This is a genomic window from Pedobacter yulinensis (genome assembly GCF_003029735.1).
In the GTDB taxonomy this organism is placed as follows: Bacteria; Bacteroidota; Bacteroidia; order Sphingobacteriales; family Sphingobacteriaceae; genus Pedobacter; species Pedobacter yulinensis.
The window spans coordinates 504463-528000 of sequence record NZ_KZ686268.1 but is presented as its reverse complement, the minus strand read 5'-3'; the positions used below and the strand labels follow the sequence as shown (position 1 = coordinate 528000).

Genomic DNA, 23538 nt, shown 5'->3' with positions numbered 1-23538 from the left:
ACAAATCGTGTCAATTGAGATAAAATATTAACCAAAGACAAAATGAGAACGCTTTTAATTTTCCTAATGCTGTGGTCGTCGGTGGCAATGGCACAATCACGCAGACTGTATGTCCTGGACAGTCTAACCAACAGGCCCATTGCGGGCGCGGTGGTCAGGATACAAGGCCAGACCCTCCATACCGATTCTGCAGGTGCAGCGGCGCTGTTCAGTTTTACCGGTCAGGCCGGTATCACTCACATATCGTATCATCCATTGCAAGTATTTATCGCCAAAAGCGAGTCAATGACGGTTCGTCTGATGCCGGTAGCGCATACGCTGGAAGAAGTGCCTGTTTATACCGGGTATCAGCAAACACAACGCGGACGGGTAACCGGTTCGGCGGTTTCCGTAGACCGGGAATTGCTCAACCGGCGGGTGTCGCCAGATCTGTTAAGCCGGCTGGAAGATGTGACTTCGGGTCTTGCGTTTAACAGGCGTACAACAAGCAGTCCGTTTAACGTTCGGGGTCAAAGTACCCTTTTTGGCAATGCCCGGCCACTGATTGTCATAGACCATTTTCCCTACGAGGGGAGCCTGGACAACATCAACCCTAACGACATAGAGACGGTAACAGTTCTGCGGGATGCTGCTGCGGCATCCATCTGGGGTGCCCGGGCCGGCAATGGCGTCATTGTCATTACCACCAGGAAGGGCCACGCTGATGGCAAGCTGAATGTAAGTTTAAACACGAATGTGACAACGGCAGATAAGCCTGATCTTTTTTATCAATCAAGAATGACAGTTAACGATTACATTGAGACAGAAAAAGTGCTTTTTGCACGTGGCTTTTACAGGAATGCAGAAACCTCTCCCAATCAGATGGCGCTTTCGCCGGTGGTGGAGCTGCTTATTGCTGCACGCGACGGCCGGATGAGCAGTGCGGATGCAATGGTAGCCATCGACGGGTTGAAAGCCTTCGACCTGCGTGCAGAGCAAGATCGTTGGATGAACCGGCGCACATTCAATACGCAAACATCCCTTAGCCTGAGCGGATCGCAGGGCCGGCAGCAGTATTTCATCTCAGGCGGCTTTGATGGTACACAAGCCAGCCTAAAGGGCAACAGCAATAAACGTTACACCTTTAGTGGCAACCATACGTACAGCTTCCCGTCTGATAAACTCCGGATCGAGACCGGCGTATTTTACAGCCAGATCAGGGCAGGTGCTGCTGCTGTCGGTTTAGCAAACCTTCAGCCCTATAGCCGGCTGGCCGATGATCAGGGCAATCCACTTGCGGTAACAAATGTGCTGCGGCGCTCATTTGAGGAAAATTCGCGGCTGAAAGGTCTTGAAGACTGGCGGTTCTTGCCGCTTCAGGAACTTGCTGATGCTGCCTCGATGCGCAATACGGTCGATTACCGGATTAATTTAGGGGCTGTATACAAGCTTCTGCCAGGTCTGCAGGCCGAGGTCAGGTACAGCTACGGCCAGACTTTTGACGAGTTGAGCGAGCTACGCAATGCCAGCAGCTATTTTGCCAGAAATCTAGTGAATACCTACAGCACGATCAATTCAGATGGCAGCATCACACGTGCCATTCCAAAAGGCGGAATACGCGACCTGACGCGAACAAAAACCACCAGTGGGAACATTCGCGGTCAACTCAACTACAGCAGGACGTTTGCTTCAAACCATGTGCTTGATGTGCTCGCCGGCGCAGAGGCGAAAGAACTGATCGTTATGGGAAGCCGCAACCGCATGTACGGATACCGCGAGGACCTTGGTACAGGAGGAGTGGTGAATTATACCGGGAATTATAAATCTTTCATCAACCCGGCCTCCACACTAAGTGTTCCTTATGTTGATTTTGAAAGCAATAAAACAGACCGGTATCTCTCCTATTATTCGCTTGCTAACTATGCCTTCAAAAACCGTTACTTTTTTTCGGTCAGTGCCCGCTTGGACCAAAGTAACCTCGTGGGTGTAAAGACCAACCAGAAAGGTGTGCCCTTATACAGCTTCGGTGCCAGCTGGCGCCTCAGCAGCGAAAAATTTTATGATTTGAACGCATTACCCCATTTGCAGTTGCGGGCCAGTTACGGCTACAACGGCAACATTTCGAAAACCTATTCCGGGCTCATTACGCTCAGCACCAACAATGGGGCCGATTCGCCGACCAAACTACCGTATTCTACGATCGAAAACCCACCCAATCCTGGTCTGCGCTGGGAACGCGTTCGTGTCATCAATGCCGGACTCGAGTTTGCAACTGCGGCACGAAGGTTAAGCGGCAACATTGAGATCTATTTCAAAAAGAATACGGACTTACTGGGTGTGGCGCCTTTTCCTCCAACCTCGGGTATCTCCATTTTTAAAGGCAATGTAGGCACATCCAAAAACTACGGAATGGATGTCAGCCTGACTTCACAAAATCTGACCGGCGCGTTTCAGTGGAATTCTACCTTGCTGTTCAGTTTAAGCCGGGATAAGGTATTGGACTACATCAGCAACTTTACTGTAGGTTCAGGTTCGATGTCTCCCCGCAAAGGTTTTTCCCTGTATGCCCTGGGGGCGCATCGCTGGGCCGGCCTCAATCCTGAAACAGGCGATCCGCTAGGATTTCTCAATGGTGAGGTAAGCCAGAACTACAACCAGATCATCAGCAAAGCAACTGCTGAGAACACGGTATACTTTGGTTCAGGTCTTCCTACTGTTTTTGGTGCGTTTAGAAACGATTTCAGCTACCGCCGGCTATCGCTTTCTGTGAACATCAGTTACCGGCTCGGATATTTCTACCATAGGGAGTCGGTGATTTATGGGAACAATATGGGACTGGGAACACATGGCGACTTTGCGTCTCGATGGCAGCGCCCCGGTGATGAACGCTACACCCAGATTCCATCTGCTCCACCTGCAAATGTTTCCGGTCGGGATGAATTTTACCGGTACTCTGAAGCGCTGGTTGAAAAAGGTGACCACATCAGGCTGCAGGATGTTCAGTTGCGCTACCAGCTGGACCGAAGTGTCGCCAGCTGGTTGCCCGTAGGAGCGTTGCGCATATATGGATATATGAACAATTTAGGTGTGCTTTGGGTGGCAAACAAGCAGGGGGTCGACCCGGATTACAGAACAGGGCCACCGCCCCGCTCTATAGCTTTTGGTATTCAGGCAGATTTTTAAACCAACGAACATGAAAACGAATAAACTTTTTTTTCAGGGGATGGTCTGTATTCTCCTGCTTTCCTTCACGCCGGCCTGTAAAAAGGGATTCCTGGATGCAAAACCGGACCGCGAACGGTTGGTGCCCACGACCCTTGCCGATTACCAGGGCATGCTGGATAACTTTCGCGTATTTGTATCGAACAGTGCAATAGGCCTTAACGAGATCAGTTCTGACGATCTTTTAATAACAGATGCAGGCATTCAAAGCCTGGGGCTGGATGAATCAGGCGCCTATCTTTGGGAACGGGATATGGAGCCTGCTGCTGGCGACTGGACCTACCTGTATACACAGGTTTTTTACTGCAATGTGGTGCTGGAAGGACTGGAAACGCTGCCCGACAGTGAGCAGAATACGCCCGCCTTTAATCAGTTGCGTGGCACAGCGCTTTTCCTGCGGAGCAATGCTTTTTTCTACCTGCTGCAGGGTTTCAGCAAGCCTTATGATACCGTAAGCTCGGAAACAGATTTGGGGATTCCATTAAAAATCACTTCAGATGTCGGCGAGCGCAAGGAACGTGCAACAGTACAGGAGTGTTATGATCACATTATAACGGACTTAACGCAGTCGGTAACGCTGTTACCGGTATCTACCACTTATAAGTCGCGGCCCGGACAAGCAGCAGGAAACGCTTTGCTGGCACGAATTTACCTGTCGATGGGCGATTTTCCAAACGCGTTAAAAGCCGCAGATGCAGCGCTCAGCCTGAACAATGCCTTACTGGACTACAATCAGTTGGCAGACAATACAAGTCGCTCTTTTCCCAATCCCTTTTCAGGCAATAACCCGGAGATTTTGTTTTATTCAGAGATGCCTACCTATAGTTTCTTTGTCTCGAACCTGGTAGGCGTCAACCCAGCGCTCTATTCCATGTACGAACCCTCAGACCGCCGAAGTAAATTGTTCTTTTTGAACAGGAACGGCATCATGACGTTTAAGGGAAGTTACAGTGGTGCGCTGCAGCTTTTTACCGGGCCAGCAACAAATGAACTGTACCTGATCAAGGCAGAGTGCCTGGCCCGAATAGGAAAACACGCTGAAGCGCTAGCAGCGTTGAACACATTGCTTCAAAAACGCCATGACGCCAGATTTACCGGACTTGCTATCTCAGATCCAAAAACGCTATTAACCGCTATTTTGCAGGAACGACGAAAGGAATTAGTAGGCCGCGGACTACGGTGGTACGATTTGCGCCGGCTGAACAAAGAGCCCGAATTTGCACAGACGCTTAGCCGGGTGGCTAATGGCAAGACACTGACCTTGCCGCCAAATGACAGCCGGTATGTTTTCTTGATACCGCAATCAGAACTGACTTACAATCCAATTCCGCAAAATGAACGGTAAAAAGGCCGGGAGAATCCTCCCGGCCTTTTTTTATTGCAACTTGCCAATTTGCACCTCATCTGCAGCAGGGTTCTCGCTGATCAGATTGCTCTTCGATGTTGGCGGGGTATCGAAAACCGCTGAGCAAAGACGCTGTGGATCAGATACACAAGTCTGGCTCGACGGCGCGCTGGTTTGCCATTGGTTATCATAAAAATAATACCGGGTCGCTGCACTGGTAAATGCACTTTGTGTAAATACCAGGGCCAATGCGGCAGCAATGCCTAAGATGCCGCCATTGATTTTTTTTGAATTTTTCATGATTAGGGATGCTTTATTGCGTTTGAAAAAGCAACAAAAAGTTGAAGTTAAGTATTGTTTAATGGGTATAATCCGGGCCTTGATGCCAGGCCTGCTAACGTTAGCCGCTCATAACTGCCTCCTTTCCCCGGCCCGCCAACACCAGGCCGATTACAGACAGGACGGTGCCTGCCAGATTCAAAAACAAATGACCGCTCCAGCTGAGGTTACGCACCACTCCAATGCAGTTGCAGGGTGTGTCCCTGAATACACCGGCGTATACCAGGCCTGCATAAAGCGCCGTAAGCGCAAACAGTAAGGCGGAAAGCAAGGCACCGGGCCGCTGACCGGAATGAAAAGCCAGTAATAAAACGATCACCAGGTTGCCAGCCGGTAATATCCAGCTCAAGCCGGGTATCCAGGCCGCCGGGAAAACCTGACTTTCCAGGTGCTTTATATAGTCAGTCCGGTTGATGATACTGTCAGCAAAGGTATAAGCCCAATAAGCACCAAGTGCGAACAGTACAACGGAGACGATAGCAGATTGATAGGATCTCATGTTGTAAAGTTCGCACCAAAAATGCGGCTGACGACCTGCTGCAGCCTGATAATGACCTGCCAGCTGGCGGAAAGCCTACCGCCCGCCGGCGGCTAATTGCGGCGTTTAGCCCGCAGTAGGGTCGTCTCTGAAATGCGGAGATAGGCACAGATCAGCCGATTTGGCAGCCGGAACCAGGTGTCGGGAAAACTTTGGCGAAACGCTTCAAAGCGTGCCGGCGGTTTCATTAACAGCATTCGGCTGTGCGCCTGTTGTCGTTCCTGCCTTCGATGAAAAAAGTGCCGCAGTACCAACTCGGTGTCGGGTTGTTCCTGCCAGATCCGTTTTGCATCTGGCATCGATAAACAAATCAGCTCCGTTGGTTCGATGGCTTTCAAAAAGGAGGCAGCCTGGCTGCGAAAGCCAAACAGAGCGGAGAACGAGAACAGCAGATCGCCGGGAATGGCGAAATCGATCAGGACGTCATCGCCGTGATCGGCTTCCTGCCAGCAAGCAAGCAGGCCCGACTCGACAAATGATACCTGTTTACGGAAGATCGAAGAATCCAGGTAATCTTTTTGTTCTCCGTAACGTCTGCGCGAGAGCACGGGCTCAATCGCATGATAAAAACCAGCAGACACACCAGTGCCCGCCAGTAAATGCTGGAATTTAAAATATGACATGGGACGATAAAAATTTATAATAAATATAACTATATTCATTAAAGCAAGGGGTTTTTATTTTTAAAGCCCTTATGTTAAATTTGAGGTTAAATTCAGATGCCTGGGGCCCTTAGTTGCTGGGGTACTTGCCAGACTGTCTACGGCCGCCTATTTTTGCGTTGGGGGCTAAGTTTATCAAGATGAGATATCAACTGCACGCATTGGCTCCGCTCACAAAAATTCTCTGGCTTGACGGTATCCTCGGTGCCGGTACGGCCCTGCCGGCATTGTTCATCTACGGGTATGCAAGCCGTTTTCTGGGGTTACCGGTAAGCGTAGTGCTCATTATTGCTGTCGTAACCCTGGCGTATGCTGCATTCGCGCTGTCACTCGCCCGCAGACAGGCGCCTCCCGCAGTGCTGGTACGCTTCCTCATTTATGCCAACTGGGTTTGGACCGGCATCAGCGTGCTCTGGCTGATCTTCTTCATTCATGTAGTTACCTTGTACGGCGCGGCATTTCTTGTGCTCCAGGTACTTGTGGTGGCTGGCCTTGCGCTGGTCGAAAGCCGGTATCTGCGCCTGACCGGTGGCATGCAAGCCAGGAAAACCTGACATGCGGCAGACCGGGAATCGCATTGCCGCCACTGATTTTTATATAATTTAGCAACATGGAACTATCTGCCGAAGAATTGCAGCGTTATAACCGCCAGATCAGAATGGATGGCTTTGGGACTGCAGCGCAGCTCAAGCTGAAACAAGGTTCGGTACTTGTGGTCGGTGCCGGTGGGCTCGGCTGTCCGGCATTGCTGTACCTTGCTGCTTCCGGTGTGGGGCGTCTGGGTATTGCCGATAATGACCGGGTAAGTTTGTCTAACCTGCAGCGGCAGGTGCTTTTCGATACAGCAGATATTGGCCACGCCAAAGCAGAAGTAGCGGCCGGTAAACTACGAAAAAAGAATCCGGGAATAAATATTGAGACCATCGATGCCCGCATAACGGCAGACAATGTGCTTCACTTCGTGCAGCAATATGATGTCATTATTGACGGAACAGATAACTTTGAGTCGGGTTATCTGCTGAACGATGCATGCATAATTTCTGGCAGGCCGCTTATTTATGGCTCTTTGCACCAATACGAAGGGCAGCTCAGTACCTTCAATCACCAGGGCGGCCCTACATTGCGCTGTCTTTTTCCTGAGCCTCCCGATGATGCAGCAAACTGCAGCATTACAGGCGTACTGTCTGTGCTGCCAGGCCTGATTGGCACCTGGCAGGCAGCTGAAGCGATCAAGGTCCTGACCGGGATCGGTAAACCGCTGAGTGGCGAACTGCTTGTTTTCAACGGCCTGGATAACCGGATTAACCGGCTGCGATTCGCGGCCGATCCTGCAAATAAAAAGATAACCGGTTTGCGGCCTGCTCAATCCGGTCTGAACGTCGATGTGGCACGGTTACCGGAACAAATTGCAGCAGGAGCGGTACAGGTCATTGATGTGCGCGAACCATGGGAGTTTGAGGAGTTCAATATCGGGGGCATCAATATTCCGCTGTCTATGCTGAACATGCAGCCCGAGGGGATCGACCCTGTGCGTGATACCGTGGTGGTTTGCCAGTCAGGCCTGCGTTCAGCACGTGCCGTGCTGATGCTGCAGGAATATTTTCCGCAGATGCATGTTTCCAGCCTGCAAGGGGGCTTGCAGGTTTACCAGGAACGTTAAGCTTGCTTCCGGCAATCAGCAGCTTCCGATTCGTTAAGCCTTCCGGTCGCTGTGCCCCAGGTCCATACCCGGATTTATGTGATCGCGTACGAGTTGCTTTAACTCCTTGATTTCAGGAAAGCGCCGCGCTGAGCTGCGGTCAAAAATAAGTGTATCATTTATAGAAACCCTGAACACCCCGCTGTTGTCGCTTGGTACAAGTGTTACCCCATGAATGGACCCGGTGAATGTGCTCAGCAGTTCCTGCGCCATATAAGCAGACCGCAGCATCCAGCCACATTTGGGGCAGTAGGTGATCGAGATGGTTGGTTTCATCAGGTAAAGTTAGGCTTTTTCAGTCGCAGCGGTTACATTCAGAGTGGTGAATCTTGGGAATACCAACCGAAGTGGCATGGTTAACGACAACGTTTTCCGGGAAAGTGTAACTTAGTAAGAAATCCCGTACAGCCATGAAAAAGTTGTTTTGTATTGCCCTGCTCTGTCTTTCTCTTTCAAGTGCAAAAGCGCAAAAGCCCATTGTTGTGATCCAGACCGATTTCGGCCTGAAAGACGGGGCTGTCCCAGCCATGAAAGGCGTGGCTGCCGGCGTATCTGCCGACCTCAGGATCTACGATCTGACACATGAAATTCCAGCCTATAATGTCTGGGAGGCGAGCTACCGCTTATATCAAACCATTGAGTACTGGCCCAAGGGAACCGTTTTTGTTTCTGTTGTTGACCCCGGCGTTGGCACTGCCCGGAAGTCGGTCGTTTTACAGACCAAAACCGGCCACTTTATTGTAACGCCCGACAACGGGACGCTGACCCTGGTTGCAGATGCATTCGGTATTGCCGCCTTGCGGGAGATTGACGAAGCGGTTAACCGCCGTCTCGGATCGGGTTCGTCATACACTTTTCACGGGCGTGATGTTTACGCGTATACCGCAGCCCGGCTGGCTTCAGGCCTGATTTCATTTACAGAAGTGGGAGCCAGGCTGCCTGACACCGTTGTCCGGTTACCCTATCAAAAAGCAGAACTGGAAAACGGAATGCTATATGGTAGTATTCCGATACTTGACATTCAATACGGCAACGTGTGGACGAACATCGATGCCGAACTGCTGAAACAGGCAGGAATCCGCTACGGAGATCACATTAAAGTGCGTATACTCAGCAAGGGTAAAACAGTCTATAGGGGCATGGTTCCCTTTGTTGAAACCTTTGGCGCAGCCAGAGAAGGGGCCCCACTGGCCTATCTGAATAGCCTCATGCAGCTGGCTTTCGCCCTGAATAGGGGCAGCTTTGCCGACTCGTTCCATATAAAAAGCGGACAGGACTGGCAGGTAATTATAGAAAAAGAAAGGAAGTGAAAACTACGTGTTGTTTAAAAAATATAAAATTCAATATTATTTAAGTCTCTCTGCCGGTGTAATTTAGGTTTCCGTTGAGGTTTATGCCAAAGGCCTCAACCCAAAACAGCTAAATCAATCATCCCAATGAAGCAAGAAGAAACGTTAAGTGCGCATGACTTTGCGCGGCTCGAACAAAAACTGAACGACTGTGTGGAACTTTTATCAGACCTGCTCGGCTCGCGGGCTGCCGGTAACCAAACGACAGTGCAAATCCTCAAGGTAGATGATGTTGAGCGCCTTTACGGACTAAGCCCATACCTTCAGCGGGAAGCCAGGCGAAGCGGGAAATTAAAATACATCGTATCGGGCCGTCGCGAAATTACCTATAGCCGGTCAGCACTTGAAGCTTTCCTGCGAAGCCGTACGCTCAATTAGCCGAAAGACCCGGCTGGATTCGCAGGACAGGGCCTTGTTTTGCATCGGTCTTAACGGTACCCCGACCGTTGTTATGTGGGGTCAATGGGGTACGCGTTCATGGGAATGCGAACATTTTTTTCTCCGTTTCGTAATTGTGCAATCAGTGTCCTGATATTTTTACGCATCGTTTCCTCGGCCTTGACCTTGTAAAGGTATTTGATTACATCCCGCTTCCGGGCTGCCGTAAGCGCATAAAATTCGGCTGTCAGTTCTTCCTGCTCCAGGGCCGCTTCCAGTTGGGGGTGCATATCAGGAACGGTCTCCCGTTCTTTTTCCACCTGTTCAATGGAAAAAGACGCCACCCGCCCAAGTGCTGTTGCACCACCTTTCATCATGAGGTAATTTACAAACAAGCGGTAGGGCGCGTTTTTTACCGGCACAAGCGTTTTCCGAAAAGCAAAACCATTGATCTTCCCGCTGATATGGATGTAACCTTTCTCCGGTTTCATCTGGCTGGTCACAGTTGGTGGAACGTCTACACACCAGTTGATCCCCGTCTGATAAATTTCTGCCTCAAAATGTTGTATCATTTTTTAATGGTAAATCGGTGAAAAAACGCTGCATCAAGCTGGTTTTTTACCCGTTATTTTTCCAGGAAATCAAGATCTGTATGGTGGGTTTCAGCAATGGTATAAATGGAATAAAAGCCCAGGACAAAACAGACCAGGCCCACGGCGGCTGCGGCATGCACTTCCAGAACAGCTGGCTTCAGAAGCCCATAAACAGTGGTCATGCCAACGACGGTACCCCTGACCATATTGGGCACCGTTGTGGCTGCCGTTGCGCGCAGGTTCGTGCCAAACTGCTCTGCACCGATGGTAACAAACATTGCCCAGTAACCAATGCCAAAGCCAAGCCACAAACACATACTATAAAGCAGCGAGGCATTGCCTATGCCACCATACAGGTAGATAATGGCGCCGATTAATGTGAAAGACATGAAAAGCATAACGGCTTTTTTTCTTGATTGCAGTTTGTAACTTACAACCCCGCTCAACAGGTCCCCTGCGGCCAGGCCCACATAACACCACATGACTGCCAGACCCGGTTTAATCGGCTCGGTAATCTGCAGCGCCTTCCCAATCTCATTGCTGAAGGTTGCAAGAATACCGATGACGTACCAGGTAGGCAAGCCAATGCCAATGCACTTCATGTATTTGCGAAAGCGGCTGCCGTCAGTAAAAAAAGAGAAGAAATTTCCGCGGCTTACATGATCTTTAGTCTTCATGTCTTTGAACATGCCCGATTCGAAAATGCCGATGCGCAGCAGCAAAAGCAGGATACCCAGTCCGCCGCCGGTAAAATAAGCATAACGCCAGCTGAACAGCTCAACGGTAAAATAGGCTGCCACTGCGCCAAGCAAACCCACCCCTGCCACAACAGAGGTTCCGAGTGCCCTTAGTTTTTTGGGAAGACTTTCAGACACAAGTGTAATGCCGGCACCCAGCTCGCCGGCAAGGCCTACCCCGGCAACAAAACGCAACAATTTGTACACGGTTACGTCCTGTACAAATCCGCAGGCAAAGTTGGCAATCGAGTATGTAATAATTGAACCGAAAAGCACCGATAGCCTTCCTTTTTTGTCGCCAAGTACGCCCCAAAGAATTCCTCCGATGAGCAAACCGCTCATTTGCCAGTTGAGAATGCTGGCACCTTCGACACTCCTGGCGGTTTCGTCCAGGCCAAGTTCGGTCAGGCTCGGAATCCGCACAATGCCAAAAAGGAGGAGGTCATAGATGTCTACAAAATAGCCGAGCGCAGCTACGATTACAGGGGCACTCAGCAGGTACTGCCAGGCTTTTTTATCAGGTGTTGTCAGGTCCATTGGTTTAACTGTGTCCGTTCGGTCCGGCTCATGGTCAGTGCTGCCGGGACCGTTAAGATACGTTTTTTCTGGTTGCAATGTCAAGGCACCGTTGTCCGGTTGCAGGCAGGAAGTCGTTTGTTACCGCATGCAAAGTCTCGCAGGCAGGCACGCTGCAACCGCGCCGGCTTGGTAACTGCCAGCAGGAGCGATGTTCGAAGGAACTATTTCCCGGTTAACTTCTTCTGTACGGCGGCTTCCAGCGTCTTCAGTGCCGCGTCGTAACCGGCACGGTCAGCGAAGCGTGCCGGATTATAGCGATCGCCGGGTTTCCGTTTTTCATGGAGACCGAACTGGCTGGCATGAGAGGCCACCCAGATATCGAATCGTAGCGCTCGCATGTCGTGCAGTGTATGCTGGTAATCTGTAGCAATTTCAGGGTATTCCGGAATGGCATTGAACGGCTTATCGGTAACTACGCTTGGCATGTTTGCAATAAGTATGGTATAACTTTGTTTTCCGTCTTTCGTTTTCAGCAGGTAACTTGCTGAGCCCTTTGTATGGCCGGGATGGTGCAACATCTGCAATACTGTGCCGCCAAGCGTAATTATTTCCCGGTCGCGAAGCAGGCGGTCGGCGTTTACCGGCAGGTAACTGACTGTTCCGCCGAGCGCGTAATCTGAAGCGCCACCATCGGCAAGGACTGCGGCATCTGCCTGGTTAACGAGCATCTTCGCGCCGGTCTCCTTTTTAATCGCCGCCATGGCTGCAACGTGATCGAAATGTGCCTGCGTGGTCAGCAAAATTTTAATGTCAGACATTTCGAAGCCCAATTGTTTCATGCTCCGGGCAATCAGCGCTTTCGAGTCGGCAAGGCCGGTGTTGATCAGCATATGCCCTTTCGGTGTGGCAACGAGGTAGCACGCCAGATCATGAGTCCCGACATAATACAGGTTGCCGGCTATGCGAAAAGGTTCTGTCGGCGCCGACCATTCGGCCGGGCTTTTCGGTTCTGAGACCTGCTGCGCCATAAGGGCCGTTGCCGAAAACATCAGGCAGATCCAGGTCACTAGTCTCTTTTGAAAGTTCATAGGGCAGAAGTTTTTGCGAAGATACGTATTTGCTAAAAACCCCTGCGATTGCAAGTCTTGGTTATGCCCGGTCGGGACCGCCTGTGCCTGTAATAATGAGGGGCAGCAGGCTGTTGCACAGGTGTGAACCCAACTGCCCGAGCAGCCCTCATAACAAGAGACTGCGCGTGTCAGGGCCTGATGAGTAAAATGAAGTCGCGTATGCTGCGCGGTCCGGAGCAGATTAAAGTGAATTTCGGTGCCCGTCCACTCATCTTGATCAAAAAAACGCAGGTAACTATCGGCAACCAGCCGGGTAATCCCCTTGTTTACCTCATACCTGGTAACCTGCTGGCTGGGGCGTTGCAGGTCATTATGCAGGTAGATAAATTCATCGACCTCTTTTTCGACCCTTCCCTGCAGCCTTTCTGATCACCATCCGCATACATTCTTTATTGCTTTGAAGACAACTTCTGGTGTTTTGTTGTCCTTAAGCGTGATGGAAAAGACCTACGCATTCATACCCGTTTTTAATTGCAAGATCGAGCCATTCCTCAGCCAGGTGCGATTAGGATAAATGGACAAGGTCTTGCAGACGGTTGTGATGACAGGGGGCGGTTCGGCAGATTCGTTGCCCAAATTTATCCTATCTGCGGCCCGCCCGGGCAGGAGGTGCCTGATTGTTACCGGGCCGGGTTTGGCTACCCGGTTGCCCCGTGCCCGAACCCGGGTTCGCCTGTTTACCAGCCGCCATGCCCTGGTACGTAAACTCCATGATCGAGCCGGGATGATAAATAGCTTCAGGATTTTCTTTTGCCGGGTTTGACGAGGTGGCCGTGCTGTCTATTGCCAGGTATATTTTTTTGCCGTCAGCCGAAATGGCTATGTCCCGGTAACGTACCTTGTTCTTAAAGTAACAAATGGTATCACCACTCAGGCGGTCGCCCTGTTCAGACAGTTTAAGCCTGATCAGTTTATTCCCTTTCAGCGTCGGCAAAAGGAGGGAATGCTGCCAGCCCGGAATCGCGGTGGCGGTATAAACAGCAATGCTGCTGGGTGCCTCCGAAGGCCACTGCTGGTCTTCTTTTCCGGCTAACCGCTCTTCGTATAATTTGGTCAGGAGTGCGCGGCTGTTCGGATACAAGGAACCGATGGGATCCCGGTAATCCGGACCCAACTGTGTGGCAGTTGCTTTTTCGCTGCTTATCAGTGGATAAGTGGTGTTCCACTGCCCGGGAAGTGCGGTGTGGGCACTGGCACTTGCCGCAAGCCCGTCATAATTCCCGTCTGCAAAACCGATGACCAGCGGGTGCCCATAATTTTTGCCTTTTTCAATGATGTTGATCTCATCATCTGAAAAGGGCCCGTGCTCGCTTTGATACAGGTAGCCTTTGCCATTCACATCGGCGTAAGCAAGCCCCTGCGGGTTGCGATGGCCGGTGCTCCAAACGGCATTCTGGCGGCCAGCATTAAACGGGTTGTCGTTAGGGATCCATTTGTTACCGGCATCAGCGTCCCGGTCAGGTTCGGTATTGAAGCGCAGCACTTTACCTTCGTAAGATTCGCTCAATTGTGCGCGGTTTGGCTGGCCTGCATTGCCAAACTGCCCCGCGCCCATATCGCCGGTGCTGTAAAAAAGATAAAGCTTCCCATTAACCGGTGCCAGTGCAAGCCTGCCGCCATTGTGGTCATTGCTTTGAGGAATGCTGTCGCACAAGGTAACCGGACTGTCGAGCTTTTTTGCCGCTGTGTCATACACATACCGTACAATGCGCCCTCTGAAACGGCAGCCACCAAAGTTACCGATACAGCCGCTGCCAGACTGGTCTGCGCCTTCAAAGCGATACACATACATCAGGTATACAAATGGTTTTCCCTGCAGCAACTGAGGGTGCAAAGCCATGCCCATCAGTCCGCCCTGCGGCCAGGGTTTGCCGCCGGCCAACTTCCCCATCTTGTCATAACGGGGAAATTCCCGCCGGGTATTCAGATCCAGCACGGTCGTCTGAACGCCGCCAATCGGGTCAATTCGACTTACCCTGTAACCCTTTGACTCGGTAATCCACAGGTGGTTGTCTGGTCCGTAAGTTATTTCCCAGGGATCACTCAGTTTACTCGCAATAACCCGTGTGCTGAACCGCTCCCCCAGCGGACCTGTAACGGTTTGCGCACTGAGCACATTTGCGCCGAAAATCAGCATAACAAGGAGGGTAGGTTTTTTTTCCATACAGCCATAACACCGCCCGGCCCTAAGTAGTTCTGCACAAAGCCTCGGGAAAAAAAAACCGCATGCAGAGATATTGTCATAAATACAACCTCCTGCTGGTTTTTTTGAATTAATCAGTATGTTTGCAAAACATACTGATTGGTATTTATGTCGAAAGCGCAAACAACGCGGTCAAATATTTTGCTTCAGGCATTTGGGCTGATCTACCGGCAAGGTTACCAGGCAACCAGCATAGATGACATCATTGCGAAGACCGAGGTCACAAAAGGTGCATTCTTTTATCACTTTAAGAACAAGGAAGAAATGGGCCTGGCCATTGTGAACGAGATCATGTACACCGGCCTGATACCCTATATGAAAGATATCCTGGACCGCCCAGGCAATGTTCGGGTCAATCTTTACCAGATGATGGAAAACCTCCTGCACAGCGACGTTTTTTTTAACGTGGAATATGGCTGCCCGGCAGTTAATTTGATAGACGAAATGGCCCCGCTCAACAAATCGTTTCATCAGGCGCTTTCCAGGATCATGAAACAATGGCATGAGGCTATTGCGGCAGCCATCGTAAGAGCCCAGCGCAACGGGCAGCTAACTGATGCGCATCGGCCCGGGCACCTGGCCACCTATATCATTGCGAGCTACTCAGGTATACGAAATACGGGAAAGATTATGGGTAAAGCAGCCTATGCAGCCTTTCTGGATGAATACGAAAAATTTTTAAACCAATTAACCTGATTTTTTTTTCACTAAAAACATACCATTTGGTATGTATCTTAATTTTATGTACGCTACCCTTCTCATTCTTCATTCACTATGGCGCTGGGCCGTTGTCATTAGCCTGTTAACAACCATTGTCATGGCTTACCGGGGCCGTTCAGGCAAGGTGCCTTTTACGCCCGCGGCGAACAACTGGCGGCACTGGACGGCGACAATACTTCATCTGCAAATGCTTTTGGGCATGGCGCTGTATGTGCAAAGTCCGGTTCTGACGGTGCACATGGCCAGCCATCCTGGTAAGCTGTTGAGCGAGCCTGTGTTTTTCAGGTATCTTCACCTGGGCATGATGTTGCTCGCTACCGTTCTGGTAACGATTGGCTCGGCCAAAGCGAAGCGCATGCAAGGTGATGAAGCCAAGTACCAAACCATGCTAACCTGGTTTAGCCTCGGTCTCGCAGTGATCATAATTGCCATTCCCTGGCCGTTTTCCCCCTTATCAGGAAGGCCGCTTTACCGGACCTTTTGAAAAGCACGGAGGCCTTCATCTATTTAAATTAATTAATATCATGTATAATTTGTTAAAAACCCCGCTGGGGCGTCTGCGCCTGGCAGGTTACCTGGAAGGAACGTCCCTGGTCGCCTTGCTGTTCATCGGCGTTCCGCTTAAATACCTGGCAAACGAGCCGGCGCTAGTCAGGGCGCTGGGGCCTGTGCACGGCCTGCTGTTTCTCTGGTTTATAATTAATACCATCAGCGTAGGTACAGAACAACAGTGGAAGTTCAGGCAAACCACCATGAAGGTGTTGTTTGCCTGTTTGATCCCATTTGGGACCTTCTACATTGACAGGCAGCTATTAAAACCGCTTCACAGGCCGGCCTGAGCGGCGACCTATTCAGTGTTTTTTAACTGCATTAAAGGGAATAGGCACCCCGGGTAACAACCTGTTTCCCTTTCAGGCCATCGGCAGAAACAGCGGTCAGGCCATTTTCTCCTGGCCCCTTTTGCACCGGGGGTACTGGCACAGCAGCCCCGCCGGGGAGGAGAAGTGGCCGCACATTCTTGAACGCTATAACCACCTCATGATGGAAGAATATGCACCGGTCAGGGCGTTGAATCGTGCGTATGTTTACGCCAGGGTTCATGGTTATAGTGCGGGTATTGAAGAGGCAGAAAAGCTGCGGCTGTCAGAAAACCACCATTACCACGGTTTGCTGGCTGAGCTCTACAGCAAATCGGATATGCAGAAAGCGCTGTTTCATTGTGCCGAGGCGATTAAATTATGCAAATCTGCCGTCGCAAGGAACCTGCTTCAAGCCAGGCTGGAAAGCCTCAGATTTTCGGCAAACAGCAACAGTTAAAAAGCATGCCCGGGTCGCAACGAAACGTCGGGCCGCCCAACAAAAACTTACAGGACCAGGTCGTAGCGCAACTCCACCAATGATTTTCCAAATGCTGCTGACGGTTTTTCTTCGGCCAGACAAAAGCCCGCCTTTTCGTACAGCCTGACCGCCTGCAGTTGCTCATTGGTTGTCCAGAGATATGCCTTTTTATAACCCCGTTCCTGCATAAAGGCCAGGAAAAGGTCCAGCAACTTTTTTCCCAACCCAATGCCGCGGTAAGCTGGCAGAAGGATAAAAAACCGCAGTTGAAACCCGTCCTGCTGCTGCACCCCCGCAAGCGAGCCGACGATGCCGCCCTCATGTTCACAGACCCAGACGCGGTCTTTTCCCGCAACGGATGCCGCGGCCAACTCGGCCAGGCCCTGCAGCACGTATTTTTCAAACGGCAGCCCGTAACCGCATTCCTGCCGGTAAAGCTGGCCATGGAGGTAGGCGATATAGCCCAGGTCTCCAGCCTGTAAATCGGTGCGGACCTGCACGTCCGCTAATTGTAGTGTTCTGTTCATCAAATTTTTAAAATGGGCTGCAGGCTGTATTGGAAACCAGCATGTAAAGCGGTCGTTGGCGCAAAGCGGTCGACAGGACGACTGCCGGGGTTTAGTTGCGCAAATATCGCAAATGCCCCGATTGTGCGAAAAAAAAACCTGGTGAGAACCTGCAGCAGGATGCCTGTTACCTGACCGGTTCCCTGAGAATGGTCTTCAGCTTGTCGGGTGCGGTTCTTCTGAAGTCTGAAAGGTAGATTTCATGGTGCAGGCCATTTTTTGCAAACCCTTGTTCCTGAATCACGCTGGTAATCTCCTTTAACGTTTCCAGTTCTGTAGCGAACGGTCCCACGTGCAGCATCTGGACACATTTACCTTCGTGCAGGCAGCAAAATTCAACATTATGTATAAGTGGCAACCGTTTTTTGCGAAATGCCGCTTTAACGGCACTCTTTACATCATTTTCTGTAACATATTCGGGCAGCCGGATCAGCAGGCGGTAACCCCATTCACTTCTGGGAATTTTGCCTGGCGCCTCCCAAATGGCAGGCCGACCGAACCTGTCCTCATCAAACCACCATAACCCTTCGAGTTTAGAAACAGCAAAGTCCTTTCCTTCCGTTTTAAAACGGGCTTTAATGGTATAGGCAGTTATATATAAGGCCTTGATGTGCTGTGTAAAGGCTTCGTCTGAGGGGTCACCTTTGCCGGTCAGCGAGATAAACTGTGCCGGTTCGATCTGTACAATTTCGGGTTCACTCACTGCGCTGAAGTAAGTTTTATACCTTTTTGTTAAATCCAGTTTTTCCATATCTTCTTATCGCTTTTGGTTGGCAGAATTCGCCGCAGGGCAAAAATGGAGCGGGCAACTGACAACGGTATGTCAGCGGCAGAAAACCGCATCGCGTGTTTATTTGATTAACCATACAAAACAGCCGGCGCCCATTCAGGCTATTTTCAGACTGCACCTGGCCGATTTTTGGCGATATTGCGTTCTTTAGCTAGGCGCTTTAATAAACGGGAGTTTTCCGCCCGTGACCTGAAAAGAACAGCAACAACATGAGCCAGAGAATTGCACACGTGACACTGTTGGTCGGTGATTATGACGAGGCCATTGAATTTTATACGAAAAAGCTTGACTTCGTATTGCTGGAAGATACCCGGTTGTCTGAAGAAAAAAGATGGGTTCTGCTTGCTCCCAAAGGTGCCAGGGCGTGCTGCCTTTTACTGGCGAAAGCGGCAACTGCAGCGCAAACGGCAAGAATAGGCGACCAAACGGGAGGCAGGGTATTCCTGTTTCTCTTTACCGACAACTTCTGGCAGGATTACCACACACTGCGTGACCGGGATGTCAGGTTTGTCCGGCTCCCGGAAGATCAGGAGTATGGAACGGTAGCCGTGTTCGAAGACCTGTATGGGAACAGGTGGGACCTCATCCAGCCGGGAGAACACAACAAGGGGCTAATTCGGCGTCGGTAGCCGCGAGCCTGACATCCCGGTAAAGCTGTTCCGGTTGGCAAGGGCAATGCCGATCAGGCCTTTCCACGGAGCCTGTTTGGCGGATAGCCATAGGTCTGCTTAAAAGCAATGCTGAAGTTGGAAAGGGAATTGTAGCCTGACAAGCTGCTTATTTCCTGTATACTCATGTCTGTATCGAGCAAAAGTTCGCGGGCATGACCCATTCTTGCCTTTTGCAGGTAACCAAAAATAGTGTCATTGAAAACCGCTTTGAAAGCGCTCTTCAACTTGGTCTGGTTCATGCCAATCCTGCGTGCGAGATCAAGGATGGTTAACGGCCGGTTTATATTTTCCCTGATCAGCAGCGCTGCATACCTGATGCGCTCTACATCGCTGCTTGAGAGATCCAGATAGTGACTTCCATTAATGGCACCTTCGTGCATAAAAGCGATCAGTTCAAGTATTTTTGACTCCAGGTAAATTCTGCGCGTAAGCCCCTCGTAGGCGCAATTTCTGATTGCCTGTATACACCTCAACATCTTGGTATTTACTTTAACGGCTTCTTCTGAAAGCACAGCACACTCATTCTTTTCGATCCTGCGCAGGAAATCGTCCATTAACCGGCACTCGCCGCTGAAACCAAACAGGAGCGCGTGCGGCAGATGAACGTCAAAGGTGTGATAATCGATGCCTCTTGCGAATCCGATTTTCGCATGGTTCTCTTGGGGCGAAAGAAAAGTAATGTTACCAGACATGGCTGGTGCAATATCCTTTCTAAGCACCTTGTTCTCAAAGTAAATGGGATGGTCAGAAAGGTTGATGTGGAGCTCCAGCAAAGACGACTCGCCTTTACCGAAAATGGTTACGTCATCGCGCAGCTGATAATTGCTTTGAAGTATCGTGATGTCCCGGTTAACCGCTGTCTCCTGAAAGCTGATCTGGCCCTTGGTCGTCTGCAGCTCCAAACGGTCGGCGCTTTGCCAGGCGGCCAGCGGTACCTCAGCTTCTGCCCTGCTTGCCGATGCAAGAAAGTCGCTGAAATCGCTGCCTTCAAATGTAAACCTCATGACCAGTCGTTTTCCATAACAAACACTTCCATTTTCATAAATCGCGGAGATACCAAAATAGATACATTTGCACGATTAATGCAATTTATAATTAGTTTAAATAAAATTTTGACGAAAGGTTTACTTCTTTCTTTACTGATCCTGGTTTGTGCAGCCGCAGCTGCATGCCCTGTGGCGATTCGCATTCAGCACAGCGATGGCAAACCGGCTTCAGGCATTGATGTCTTTGTTGATGGCATTCTGAAGGGATCAACCAACTCGGCCGGGGTATTGAACGCAGATCTCGCGAATGGCGAACACAAATTGGTTCTTCGCCGCCATACAGCTGTGGTTAAACAAACGTCTGTTCATGTAAATTGTGCCACGCAGGGAGGGTTATATATTGAACTGACAGATGCCGAAGCCGGCAGCGTCTCTTTGAAAGATGTAACTGTGAAAGCGCTCAGTGCAAAAGAAACGATCGATTTGTCGCCGTTTTCGGTGCAGGCCATTGATCTGAAAAATTCTTATGACAAAGGTGGCGATGTCAGCGAATTTCTGAACCGCGCTTCCGGCGTCAGGCTCCGCAGTGATGGCAGCGTGGGTGCGCAGGTGCAGGTCAACCTGGGTGGCCTGCAAGGCAAGGCTGTCAGGTTGTTCAGGGATGGCATACCGGTAGAGCTGTTTGGCCATGCCTTCAGCCTGGGTACCATTCCGGTAAACATGCTTGACCGTATCGAGGTTTACAAGGGCGTCATGCCATTATACCTGGCTGCCGATGCTTTGGGCGGCGGTGTAAACCTGGTATCCCGAAAAGACACCCGGAACCTGGCAGAAGTGTCTTATGAAACAGGTTCTTTTAACACCCATAGGGCAACTTTTAACGGCTTGTGGAAAAATAAGGCCAGAACCTGGTATGTTGGCACCAGCAGCTCGTTCAATTTTGCCGATAACAATTACAAGGTGAATGTGCCTGCGCTGGCAGGCAGTTTTAAAGACGTAAGGCGGTTCCATGATGCCACCCGCAGCTATTACATAGAGGGTTATGCAGGCATTCAGAACAAAAGCTGGGCAGACGATTTGCGGCTTACCTTGATCGGAGCAGATTTCTTCAAAGAAATACAGCATGATGCGAAGATGGATAAGGTGTACGGGCAGGCTTTTTCCCGCGAGCACAATTATACAGCCCTGCTGAACTACAAAAAAGCCTTTTTTAACAGTAAACTAAAAGTAAACGCTGTAGGTACCTATAGTTTCTTTGATACGAGGTTCGTTGATACGGCAACCGTACGGTACAATTGGGATGGCGATATCATCGGCCGCAACCTGCGGCCTGGCGAGGTTAATCTTGGCAACAACCAGCAGATCGACTACAATTTCGTCTCGGCCAGGCTCAACCTGTCTTACGACCTGACGGCGCGGCATGCGGTAGATTTCAGCAGCATGTATTACCAGCAGAACCGTAAGGGAAGCGATCCGCTAGGTGCCATCACCGCGCTGGAGGCCATCGATGTGCTGAGTGTTCCGGCTACCTACCGCAAAGACAATACGGCCCTTGGTCTCCGCTCGTCCTGGCTGGGCAAGGAAATGGAAAGTATTGTGGCGCTTAAATATTACCATTATAAAAGCATTGGCTACACAACCGATAATTTTGGCATGGGTTACCGCTCGGCCGGAAGCGAAGACCAGCTTGGTTACCTGGGCGGCCTGCGCTGGAGCAGAGGCAGCTACCTGCTGAAAGCATCTTACGAGTATGCGACCCGGCTGCCCGATGAATATGAGGTTTTTGGTGATGCGCGGCTGGTCAAAGAGAACATGAATCTCAGACCGGAGAAAAGTCACAACATCAACCTGAACGGCGAGTACCGGCTTGGCAGCGCAGACCGTTTGCTGACCTTGTCGGCAGGACTCTTCTACCGCAAGGTTAAAGACGGAATTTTTCTTCAGCTGGATATTCCTTTCAACCGTTTCATCAATTACGAATCGACGAGGGTAAAAGGTTTTGAGGTGGAGGGCAGTTATGTAGCGGGCAGACACGTAGATTTTGGTGCCAACCTGACCTATCAGGATATACGCCAGGTTAACATTCCGGAGGCGATTTTCAGGATACTGGAAGGCTCGCGCGTTCCCAACGTCCCCTACTTTTTCGGGAATTTCTGGCTGAATACCCATTTTAACGATGTATTGCGTAAAGGCGACCGCATCGAATTCAACTGGAACGGAAATTACACGCACCGGTTCTTTTTGCAGGCTATACCAAAAGACCAGGAACCCGGCCTGTTCGAAAAGGTAACAAGCGTGCAGACCTCCCTCATCATTCCTCACGACGGCAGATTCGGCCAGTTAAACAACAATGCCGGCATCTATTACCATTTTGCAGGATCCGGCCTCAGCCTTTCGGGAGAGTGCCGCAATATCGGCAACGCCAGGTTGTACGATAATTTCAATGTGCAGCGCCCGGGACGGGCTTTCTATCTAAAACTTTTATACAATTTCTATAAACCATAATACCATATCTGATATGAAATGTAATCGATTTTACGCAATGGTGCTCGGGCTCTCCGCACTGACTTTTCTGGGCTCCTGCAGCAAAAGTGAAGGCCCAGGACCGGAACCTGACGGTGACCTGCCGGCCAATGAGACATGGGTCATCTACAACGCAAATGCAAACTGGAGCGGCGGCATATATGCACTGAAGAGCAACAAGGCAAGGGAGATCAAACTGTCGAATATTCCTTTCTTTCAGGTAACCAGCTCGCTCGGCGGCCGTACACTGGGCAAAACGCTTTATAAAGTAAACAGCGCTTCGAATGCACAGGGCATTTTGAAAATGAGCATAAACGGCGAAGGCAAAATCGTTGAAGATAAGTTTCTTCCCTCTTTATCTACCGCTTATATTTCAAACTACCTGGTAGCAAGCCCAACAGAAGGTTATTACTGGGATGACGTTCGTGGTGGCTTAAAAGTGCAGACATTTAACCCCACCACTATGGAGCGTACCGGCGAGATTGATTTCAGCTCGCTGTCTGAGGGTTTGCCAAACGAATCGGCGGGGCAATTGATCATTGCCAAACGGGACGATAAACTGTATGTAGACCTGTTGCTCGGCACGAAATTAAGCGGCGACTGGCAGGTATCGCCAAAAGAAAAAGAAGTTGCCATCGCAGTTTACGACCTTACGCAAAAGAAGATCCTGAACGTAACGAAGTTTGCCGGTACAACCAACCTGGGCGTATTTATTGATCATGTGCTCTGGGGACTCGACGAGAAAACGAAAGACTTGTATTTTGTTGCTGTAGGCGATATGAAAAGACAACCGACAAATTACACCTCGAAGATTCTGCGCATCAAAAGCGGTTCAAATGAGTTTGATAAGGATTTTTCGCTTGATATCAAAAACTACCAGTTTCCGGCAGAATTCAACCGGTTGTTCGTGCATGACAGTAAAATTTACACCACCATTCCGTCAAGGGCGGTATCTTATTACGGCGGCGCACAGCACGGCGTTTCTTACCGCAGCGATGTATGGTACTGGCATGAGATTGACGCTGCGACCAAAAAGGCCAAACGCCTGAATATTCCTGCCGACAGCTTTTATGGTACGCAAAATCCTTTCCTGCACAACGGATGGATCTATTTCCTGTCTAACAATACCTCAGAAGCGTATGCCGGCGTAAACCAGTATAATCCTGCAACCGGCGAGGTCAAAGAAACCTTCCACCTGAAAGAAAGCGGGCGGCTGAACGGATTCAACATCATTACCGAATAAATTCGCGC

The 23538-nt window shown here is 50.4% G+C and carries 25 protein-coding genes; 14 read left to right on the top strand and 11 right to left on the bottom strand.

Features of this window, described 5'->3' with window-relative positions:
* The first annotated feature begins 42 nt into the window (after positions 1–42).
* Together C7T94_RS02310 and C7T94_RS02305 are read left to right on the top strand one after the other, a co-directional pair.
* Positions 43–3162 (top strand): SusC/RagA family TonB-linked outer membrane protein, encoded by a 3120-nt coding sequence (locus C7T94_RS02310; protein ID WP_107213252.1) that lies wholly within the window; start codon positions 43–45, stop codon positions 3160–3162.
* Between the two features lie 10 nt (positions 3163–3172).
* Positions 3173–4546 carry a RagB/SusD family nutrient uptake outer membrane protein gene (locus tag C7T94_RS02305; protein WP_107213249.1) on the top strand — a complete coding sequence of 458 codons (1374 nt, stop codon included), beginning with the start codon at positions 3173–3175 and terminating at the stop codon, positions 4544–4546.
* Between the two features lie 30 nt (positions 4547–4576).
* On the opposite strand, the gene C7T94_RS02300 is transcribed toward C7T94_RS02305, so the two are convergent.
* From C7T94_RS02300 to C7T94_RS02290, 3 genes are all read right to left on the bottom strand, one after another.
* Positions 4577–4846: a hypothetical protein gene (locus C7T94_RS02300; RefSeq protein WP_107213247.1), complete on the bottom strand. Its 270-nt coding sequence runs from the start codon at positions 4844–4846 to the stop codon at positions 4577–4579.
* A 100-nt stretch (positions 4847–4946) separates the two neighbouring features.
* A complete protein-coding gene (locus tag C7T94_RS02295) occupies positions 4947–5384 on the bottom strand; it encodes a MauE/DoxX family redox-associated membrane protein (protein WP_107213245.1) in 438 nt (145 codons plus the stop codon).
* Between the two features lie 92 nt (positions 5385–5476).
* Positions 5477–6004 carry a Crp/Fnr family transcriptional regulator gene (locus tag C7T94_RS02290; protein ID WP_162618516.1) on the bottom strand — a complete coding sequence of 176 codons (528 nt, stop codon included), beginning with the start codon at positions 6002–6004 and terminating at the stop codon, positions 5477–5479.
* 221 nt (positions 6005–6225) lie between these two features.
* Between C7T94_RS02290 and C7T94_RS02285 the strand changes: the two genes are divergently transcribed.
* A complete protein-coding gene (locus C7T94_RS02285) occupies positions 6226–6639 on the top strand; it encodes a hypothetical protein (RefSeq protein WP_107213241.1) in 414 nt (137 codons plus the stop codon).
* A gap of 56 nt (positions 6640–6695) precedes the next feature.
* Positions 6696–7745, top strand: coding sequence for a HesA/MoeB/ThiF family protein (gene moeB / locus C7T94_RS02280; protein WP_107213239.1), 1050 nt, complete (start codon positions 6696–6698; stop codon positions 7743–7745).
* Between the two features lie 33 nt (positions 7746–7778).
* Here the strand turns inward: moeB and C7T94_RS02275 are convergent, their stop codons facing one another.
* Positions 7779–8060, bottom strand: a complete 282-nt coding sequence (locus C7T94_RS02275) for an Rdx family protein (RefSeq protein WP_107213237.1) — start codon at positions 8058–8060, stop codon at positions 7779–7781.
* Between the two features lie 134 nt (positions 8061–8194).
* On the opposite strand from C7T94_RS02275, the gene C7T94_RS02270 reads away from it, so the two are divergent.
* Both C7T94_RS02270 and C7T94_RS02265 read left to right on the top strand, forming a co-directional pair.
* Positions 8195–9094 (top strand): SAM hydrolase/SAM-dependent halogenase family protein, encoded by a 900-nt coding sequence (locus C7T94_RS02270; protein WP_107213235.1) that lies wholly within the window; start codon positions 8195–8197, stop codon positions 9092–9094.
* A 126-nt stretch (positions 9095–9220) separates the two neighbouring features.
* Positions 9221–9511, top strand: a complete 291-nt coding sequence (locus C7T94_RS02265) for a DNA-binding protein (protein ID WP_107213233.1) — start codon at positions 9221–9223, stop codon at positions 9509–9511.
* A gap of 71 nt (positions 9512–9582) precedes the next feature.
* Here the strand turns inward: C7T94_RS02265 and C7T94_RS02260 are convergent, their stop codons facing one another.
* The 3 genes from C7T94_RS02260 to bla all read right to left on the bottom strand — a co-directional run bounded on the left by C7T94_RS02260 (position 9583) and on the right by bla (position 12448).
* Positions 9583–10083, bottom strand: coding sequence for a YdeI/OmpD-associated family protein (locus C7T94_RS02260; RefSeq protein WP_107213231.1), 501 nt, complete (start codon positions 10081–10083; stop codon positions 9583–9585).
* Positions 10084–10136: 53 nt separating this feature from the next.
* Entirely contained in the window at positions 10137–11378 is a 1242-nt protein-coding gene (locus tag C7T94_RS02255) for an MFS transporter (protein WP_107213229.1), read from the bottom strand.
* Between the two features lie 203 nt (positions 11379–11581).
* The gene (gene bla, locus C7T94_RS02250) at positions 11582–12448 is read right to left on the bottom strand and encodes a subclass B3 metallo-beta-lactamase (protein WP_107213227.1); all 867 of its coding nucleotides are present in this window, start codon (positions 12446–12448) and stop codon (positions 11582–11584) included.
* Between the two features lie 180 nt (positions 12449–12628).
* Between bla and C7T94_RS02245 the strand changes: the two genes are divergently transcribed.
* Positions 12629–12859: a hypothetical protein gene (locus C7T94_RS02245; protein WP_107213225.1), complete on the top strand. Its 231-nt coding sequence runs from the start codon at positions 12629–12631 to the stop codon at positions 12857–12859.
* Between the two features lie 214 nt (positions 12860–13073).
* Here C7T94_RS02245 and C7T94_RS02240 read toward each other — a convergent pair whose 3' ends face one another.
* Positions 13074–14654 (bottom strand): PQQ-dependent sugar dehydrogenase, encoded by a 1581-nt coding sequence (locus tag C7T94_RS02240; RefSeq protein WP_107213224.1) that lies wholly within the window; start codon positions 14652–14654, stop codon positions 13074–13076.
* A gap of 147 nt (positions 14655–14801) precedes the next feature.
* Here C7T94_RS02240 and C7T94_RS02235 point away from each other — a divergent pair, with 147 nt between their 5' ends.
* The 4 genes from C7T94_RS02235 to C7T94_RS02220 all read left to right on the top strand — a co-directional run bounded on the left by C7T94_RS02235 (position 14802) and on the right by C7T94_RS02220 (position 16730).
* Positions 14802–15389 carry a TetR/AcrR family transcriptional regulator gene (locus tag C7T94_RS02235; protein WP_107213222.1) on the top strand — a complete coding sequence of 196 codons (588 nt, stop codon included), beginning with the start codon at positions 14802–14804 and terminating at the stop codon, positions 15387–15389.
* A gap of 46 nt (positions 15390–15435) precedes the next feature.
* On the top strand, positions 15436–15897 hold the full coding sequence (locus tag C7T94_RS02230) for a hypothetical protein (protein WP_107214629.1): 462 nt from the start codon (positions 15436–15438) through the stop codon (positions 15895–15897).
* Between the two features lie 40 nt (positions 15898–15937).
* Positions 15938–16252 (top strand): DUF3817 domain-containing protein, encoded by a 315-nt coding sequence (locus C7T94_RS02225; protein ID WP_107213221.1) that lies wholly within the window; start codon positions 15938–15940, stop codon positions 16250–16252.
* A 199-nt stretch (positions 16253–16451) separates the two neighbouring features.
* Positions 16452–16730 (top strand): hypothetical protein, encoded by a 279-nt coding sequence (locus C7T94_RS02220; protein WP_162618515.1) that lies wholly within the window; start codon positions 16452–16454, stop codon positions 16728–16730.
* A gap of 47 nt (positions 16731–16777) precedes the next feature.
* Here C7T94_RS02220 and C7T94_RS02215 read toward each other — a convergent pair whose 3' ends face one another.
* Entirely contained in the window at positions 16778–17278 is a 501-nt protein-coding gene (locus tag C7T94_RS02215; RefSeq protein WP_107213217.1) for a GNAT family N-acetyltransferase, read from the bottom strand.
* 166 nt (positions 17279–17444) lie between these two features.
* Complete coding sequence (locus C7T94_RS02210; RefSeq protein WP_107213215.1) at positions 17445–18068, bottom strand: GyrI-like domain-containing protein; 624 nt, start codon at positions 18066–18068, stop codon at positions 17445–17447.
* A 248-nt stretch (positions 18069–18316) separates the two neighbouring features.
* On the opposite strand from C7T94_RS02210, the gene C7T94_RS02205 reads away from it, so the two are divergent.
* Positions 18317–18736 (top strand): VOC family protein, encoded by a 420-nt coding sequence (locus C7T94_RS02205; RefSeq protein WP_107213213.1) that lies wholly within the window; start codon positions 18317–18319, stop codon positions 18734–18736.
* Between the two features lie 53 nt (positions 18737–18789).
* Here C7T94_RS02205 and C7T94_RS02200 read toward each other — a convergent pair whose 3' ends face one another.
* Positions 18790–19782, bottom strand: coding sequence for a helix-turn-helix transcriptional regulator (locus C7T94_RS02200; protein WP_107213211.1), 993 nt, complete (start codon positions 19780–19782; stop codon positions 18790–18792).
* A gap of 108 nt (positions 19783–19890) precedes the next feature.
* On the opposite strand from C7T94_RS02200, the gene C7T94_RS02195 reads away from it, so the two are divergent.
* Entirely contained in the window at positions 19891–22269 is a 2379-nt protein-coding gene (locus tag C7T94_RS02195; RefSeq protein WP_204353193.1) for a TonB-dependent receptor plug domain-containing protein, read from the top strand.
* A 13-nt stretch (positions 22270–22282) separates the two neighbouring features.
* Complete coding sequence (locus tag C7T94_RS02190) at positions 22283–23530, top strand: hypothetical protein (protein ID WP_239494905.1); 1248 nt, start codon at positions 22283–22285, stop codon at positions 23528–23530.
* Positions 23531–23538: the final 8 nt, after the last annotated feature.

Bases quoted from the DNA above. Each gene is read 5' to 3' on its own strand.
- C7T94_RS02310 (WP_107213252.1), top strand. From the start codon at position 43: ATGAGAACGCTTTTAATTTTCCTAATGCTGTGGTCGTCGGTGGCAATG.
- C7T94_RS02305 (WP_107213249.1), top strand. From the start codon at position 3,173: ATGAAAACGAATAAACTTTTTTTTCAGGGGATGGTCTGTATTCTCCTG.
- C7T94_RS02300 (WP_107213247.1), bottom strand. From the start codon at position 4,846: ATGAAAAATTCAAAAAAAATCAATGGCGGCATCTTAGGCATTGCTGCC.
- C7T94_RS02295 (WP_107213245.1), bottom strand. From the start codon at position 5,384: ATGAGATCCTATCAATCTGCTATCGTCTCCGTTGTACTGTTCGCACTT.
- C7T94_RS02285 (WP_107213241.1), top strand. From the start codon at position 6,226: ATGAGATATCAACTGCACGCATTGGCTCCGCTCACAAAAATTCTCTGG.
- moeB (WP_107213239.1), top strand. From the start codon at position 6,696: ATGGAACTATCTGCCGAAGAATTGCAGCGTTATAACCGCCAGATCAGA.
- C7T94_RS02275 (WP_107213237.1), bottom strand. From the start codon at position 8,060: ATGAAACCAACCATCTCGATCACCTACTGCCCCAAATGTGGCTGGATG.
- C7T94_RS02270 (WP_107213235.1), top strand. From the start codon at position 8,195: ATGAAAAAGTTGTTTTGTATTGCCCTGCTCTGTCTTTCTCTTTCAAGT.
- C7T94_RS02265 (WP_107213233.1), top strand. From the start codon at position 9,221: ATGAAGCAAGAAGAAACGTTAAGTGCGCATGACTTTGCGCGGCTCGAA.
- C7T94_RS02260 (WP_107213231.1), bottom strand. From the start codon at position 10,083: ATGATACAACATTTTGAGGCAGAAATTTATCAGACGGGGATCAACTGG.
- C7T94_RS02255 (WP_107213229.1), bottom strand. From the start codon at position 11,378: ATGGACCTGACAACACCTGATAAAAAAGCCTGGCAGTACCTGCTGAGT.
- bla (WP_107213227.1), bottom strand. From the start codon at position 12,448: ATGAACTTTCAAAAGAGACTAGTGACCTGGATCTGCCTGATGTTTTCG.
- C7T94_RS02245 (WP_107213225.1), top strand. From the start codon at position 12,629: ATGAGTAAAATGAAGTCGCGTATGCTGCGCGGTCCGGAGCAGATTAAA.
- C7T94_RS02240 (WP_107213224.1), bottom strand. From the start codon at position 14,654: ATGGAAAAAAAACCTACCCTCCTTGTTATGCTGATTTTCGGCGCAAAT.
- C7T94_RS02235 (WP_107213222.1), top strand. From the start codon at position 14,802: ATGTCGAAAGCGCAAACAACGCGGTCAAATATTTTGCTTCAGGCATTT.
- C7T94_RS02230 (WP_107214629.1), top strand. From the start codon at position 15,436: ATGTACGCTACCCTTCTCATTCTTCATTCACTATGGCGCTGGGCCGTT.
- C7T94_RS02225 (WP_107213221.1), top strand. From the start codon at position 15,938: ATGTATAATTTGTTAAAAACCCCGCTGGGGCGTCTGCGCCTGGCAGGT.
- C7T94_RS02220 (WP_162618515.1), top strand. From the start codon at position 16,452: ATGATGGAAGAATATGCACCGGTCAGGGCGTTGAATCGTGCGTATGTT.
- C7T94_RS02215 (WP_107213217.1), bottom strand. From the start codon at position 17,278: ATGAACAGAACACTACAATTAGCGGACGTGCAGGTCCGCACCGATTTA.
- C7T94_RS02210 (WP_107213215.1), bottom strand. From the start codon at position 18,068: ATGGAAAAACTGGATTTAACAAAAAGGTATAAAACTTACTTCAGCGCA.
- C7T94_RS02205 (WP_107213213.1), top strand. From the start codon at position 18,317: ATGAGCCAGAGAATTGCACACGTGACACTGTTGGTCGGTGATTATGAC.
- C7T94_RS02200 (WP_107213211.1), bottom strand. From the start codon at position 19,782: ATGAGGTTTACATTTGAAGGCAGCGATTTCAGCGACTTTCTTGCATCG.
- C7T94_RS02190 (WP_239494905.1), top strand. From the start codon at position 22,283: ATGAAATGTAATCGATTTTACGCAATGGTGCTCGGGCTCTCCGCACTG.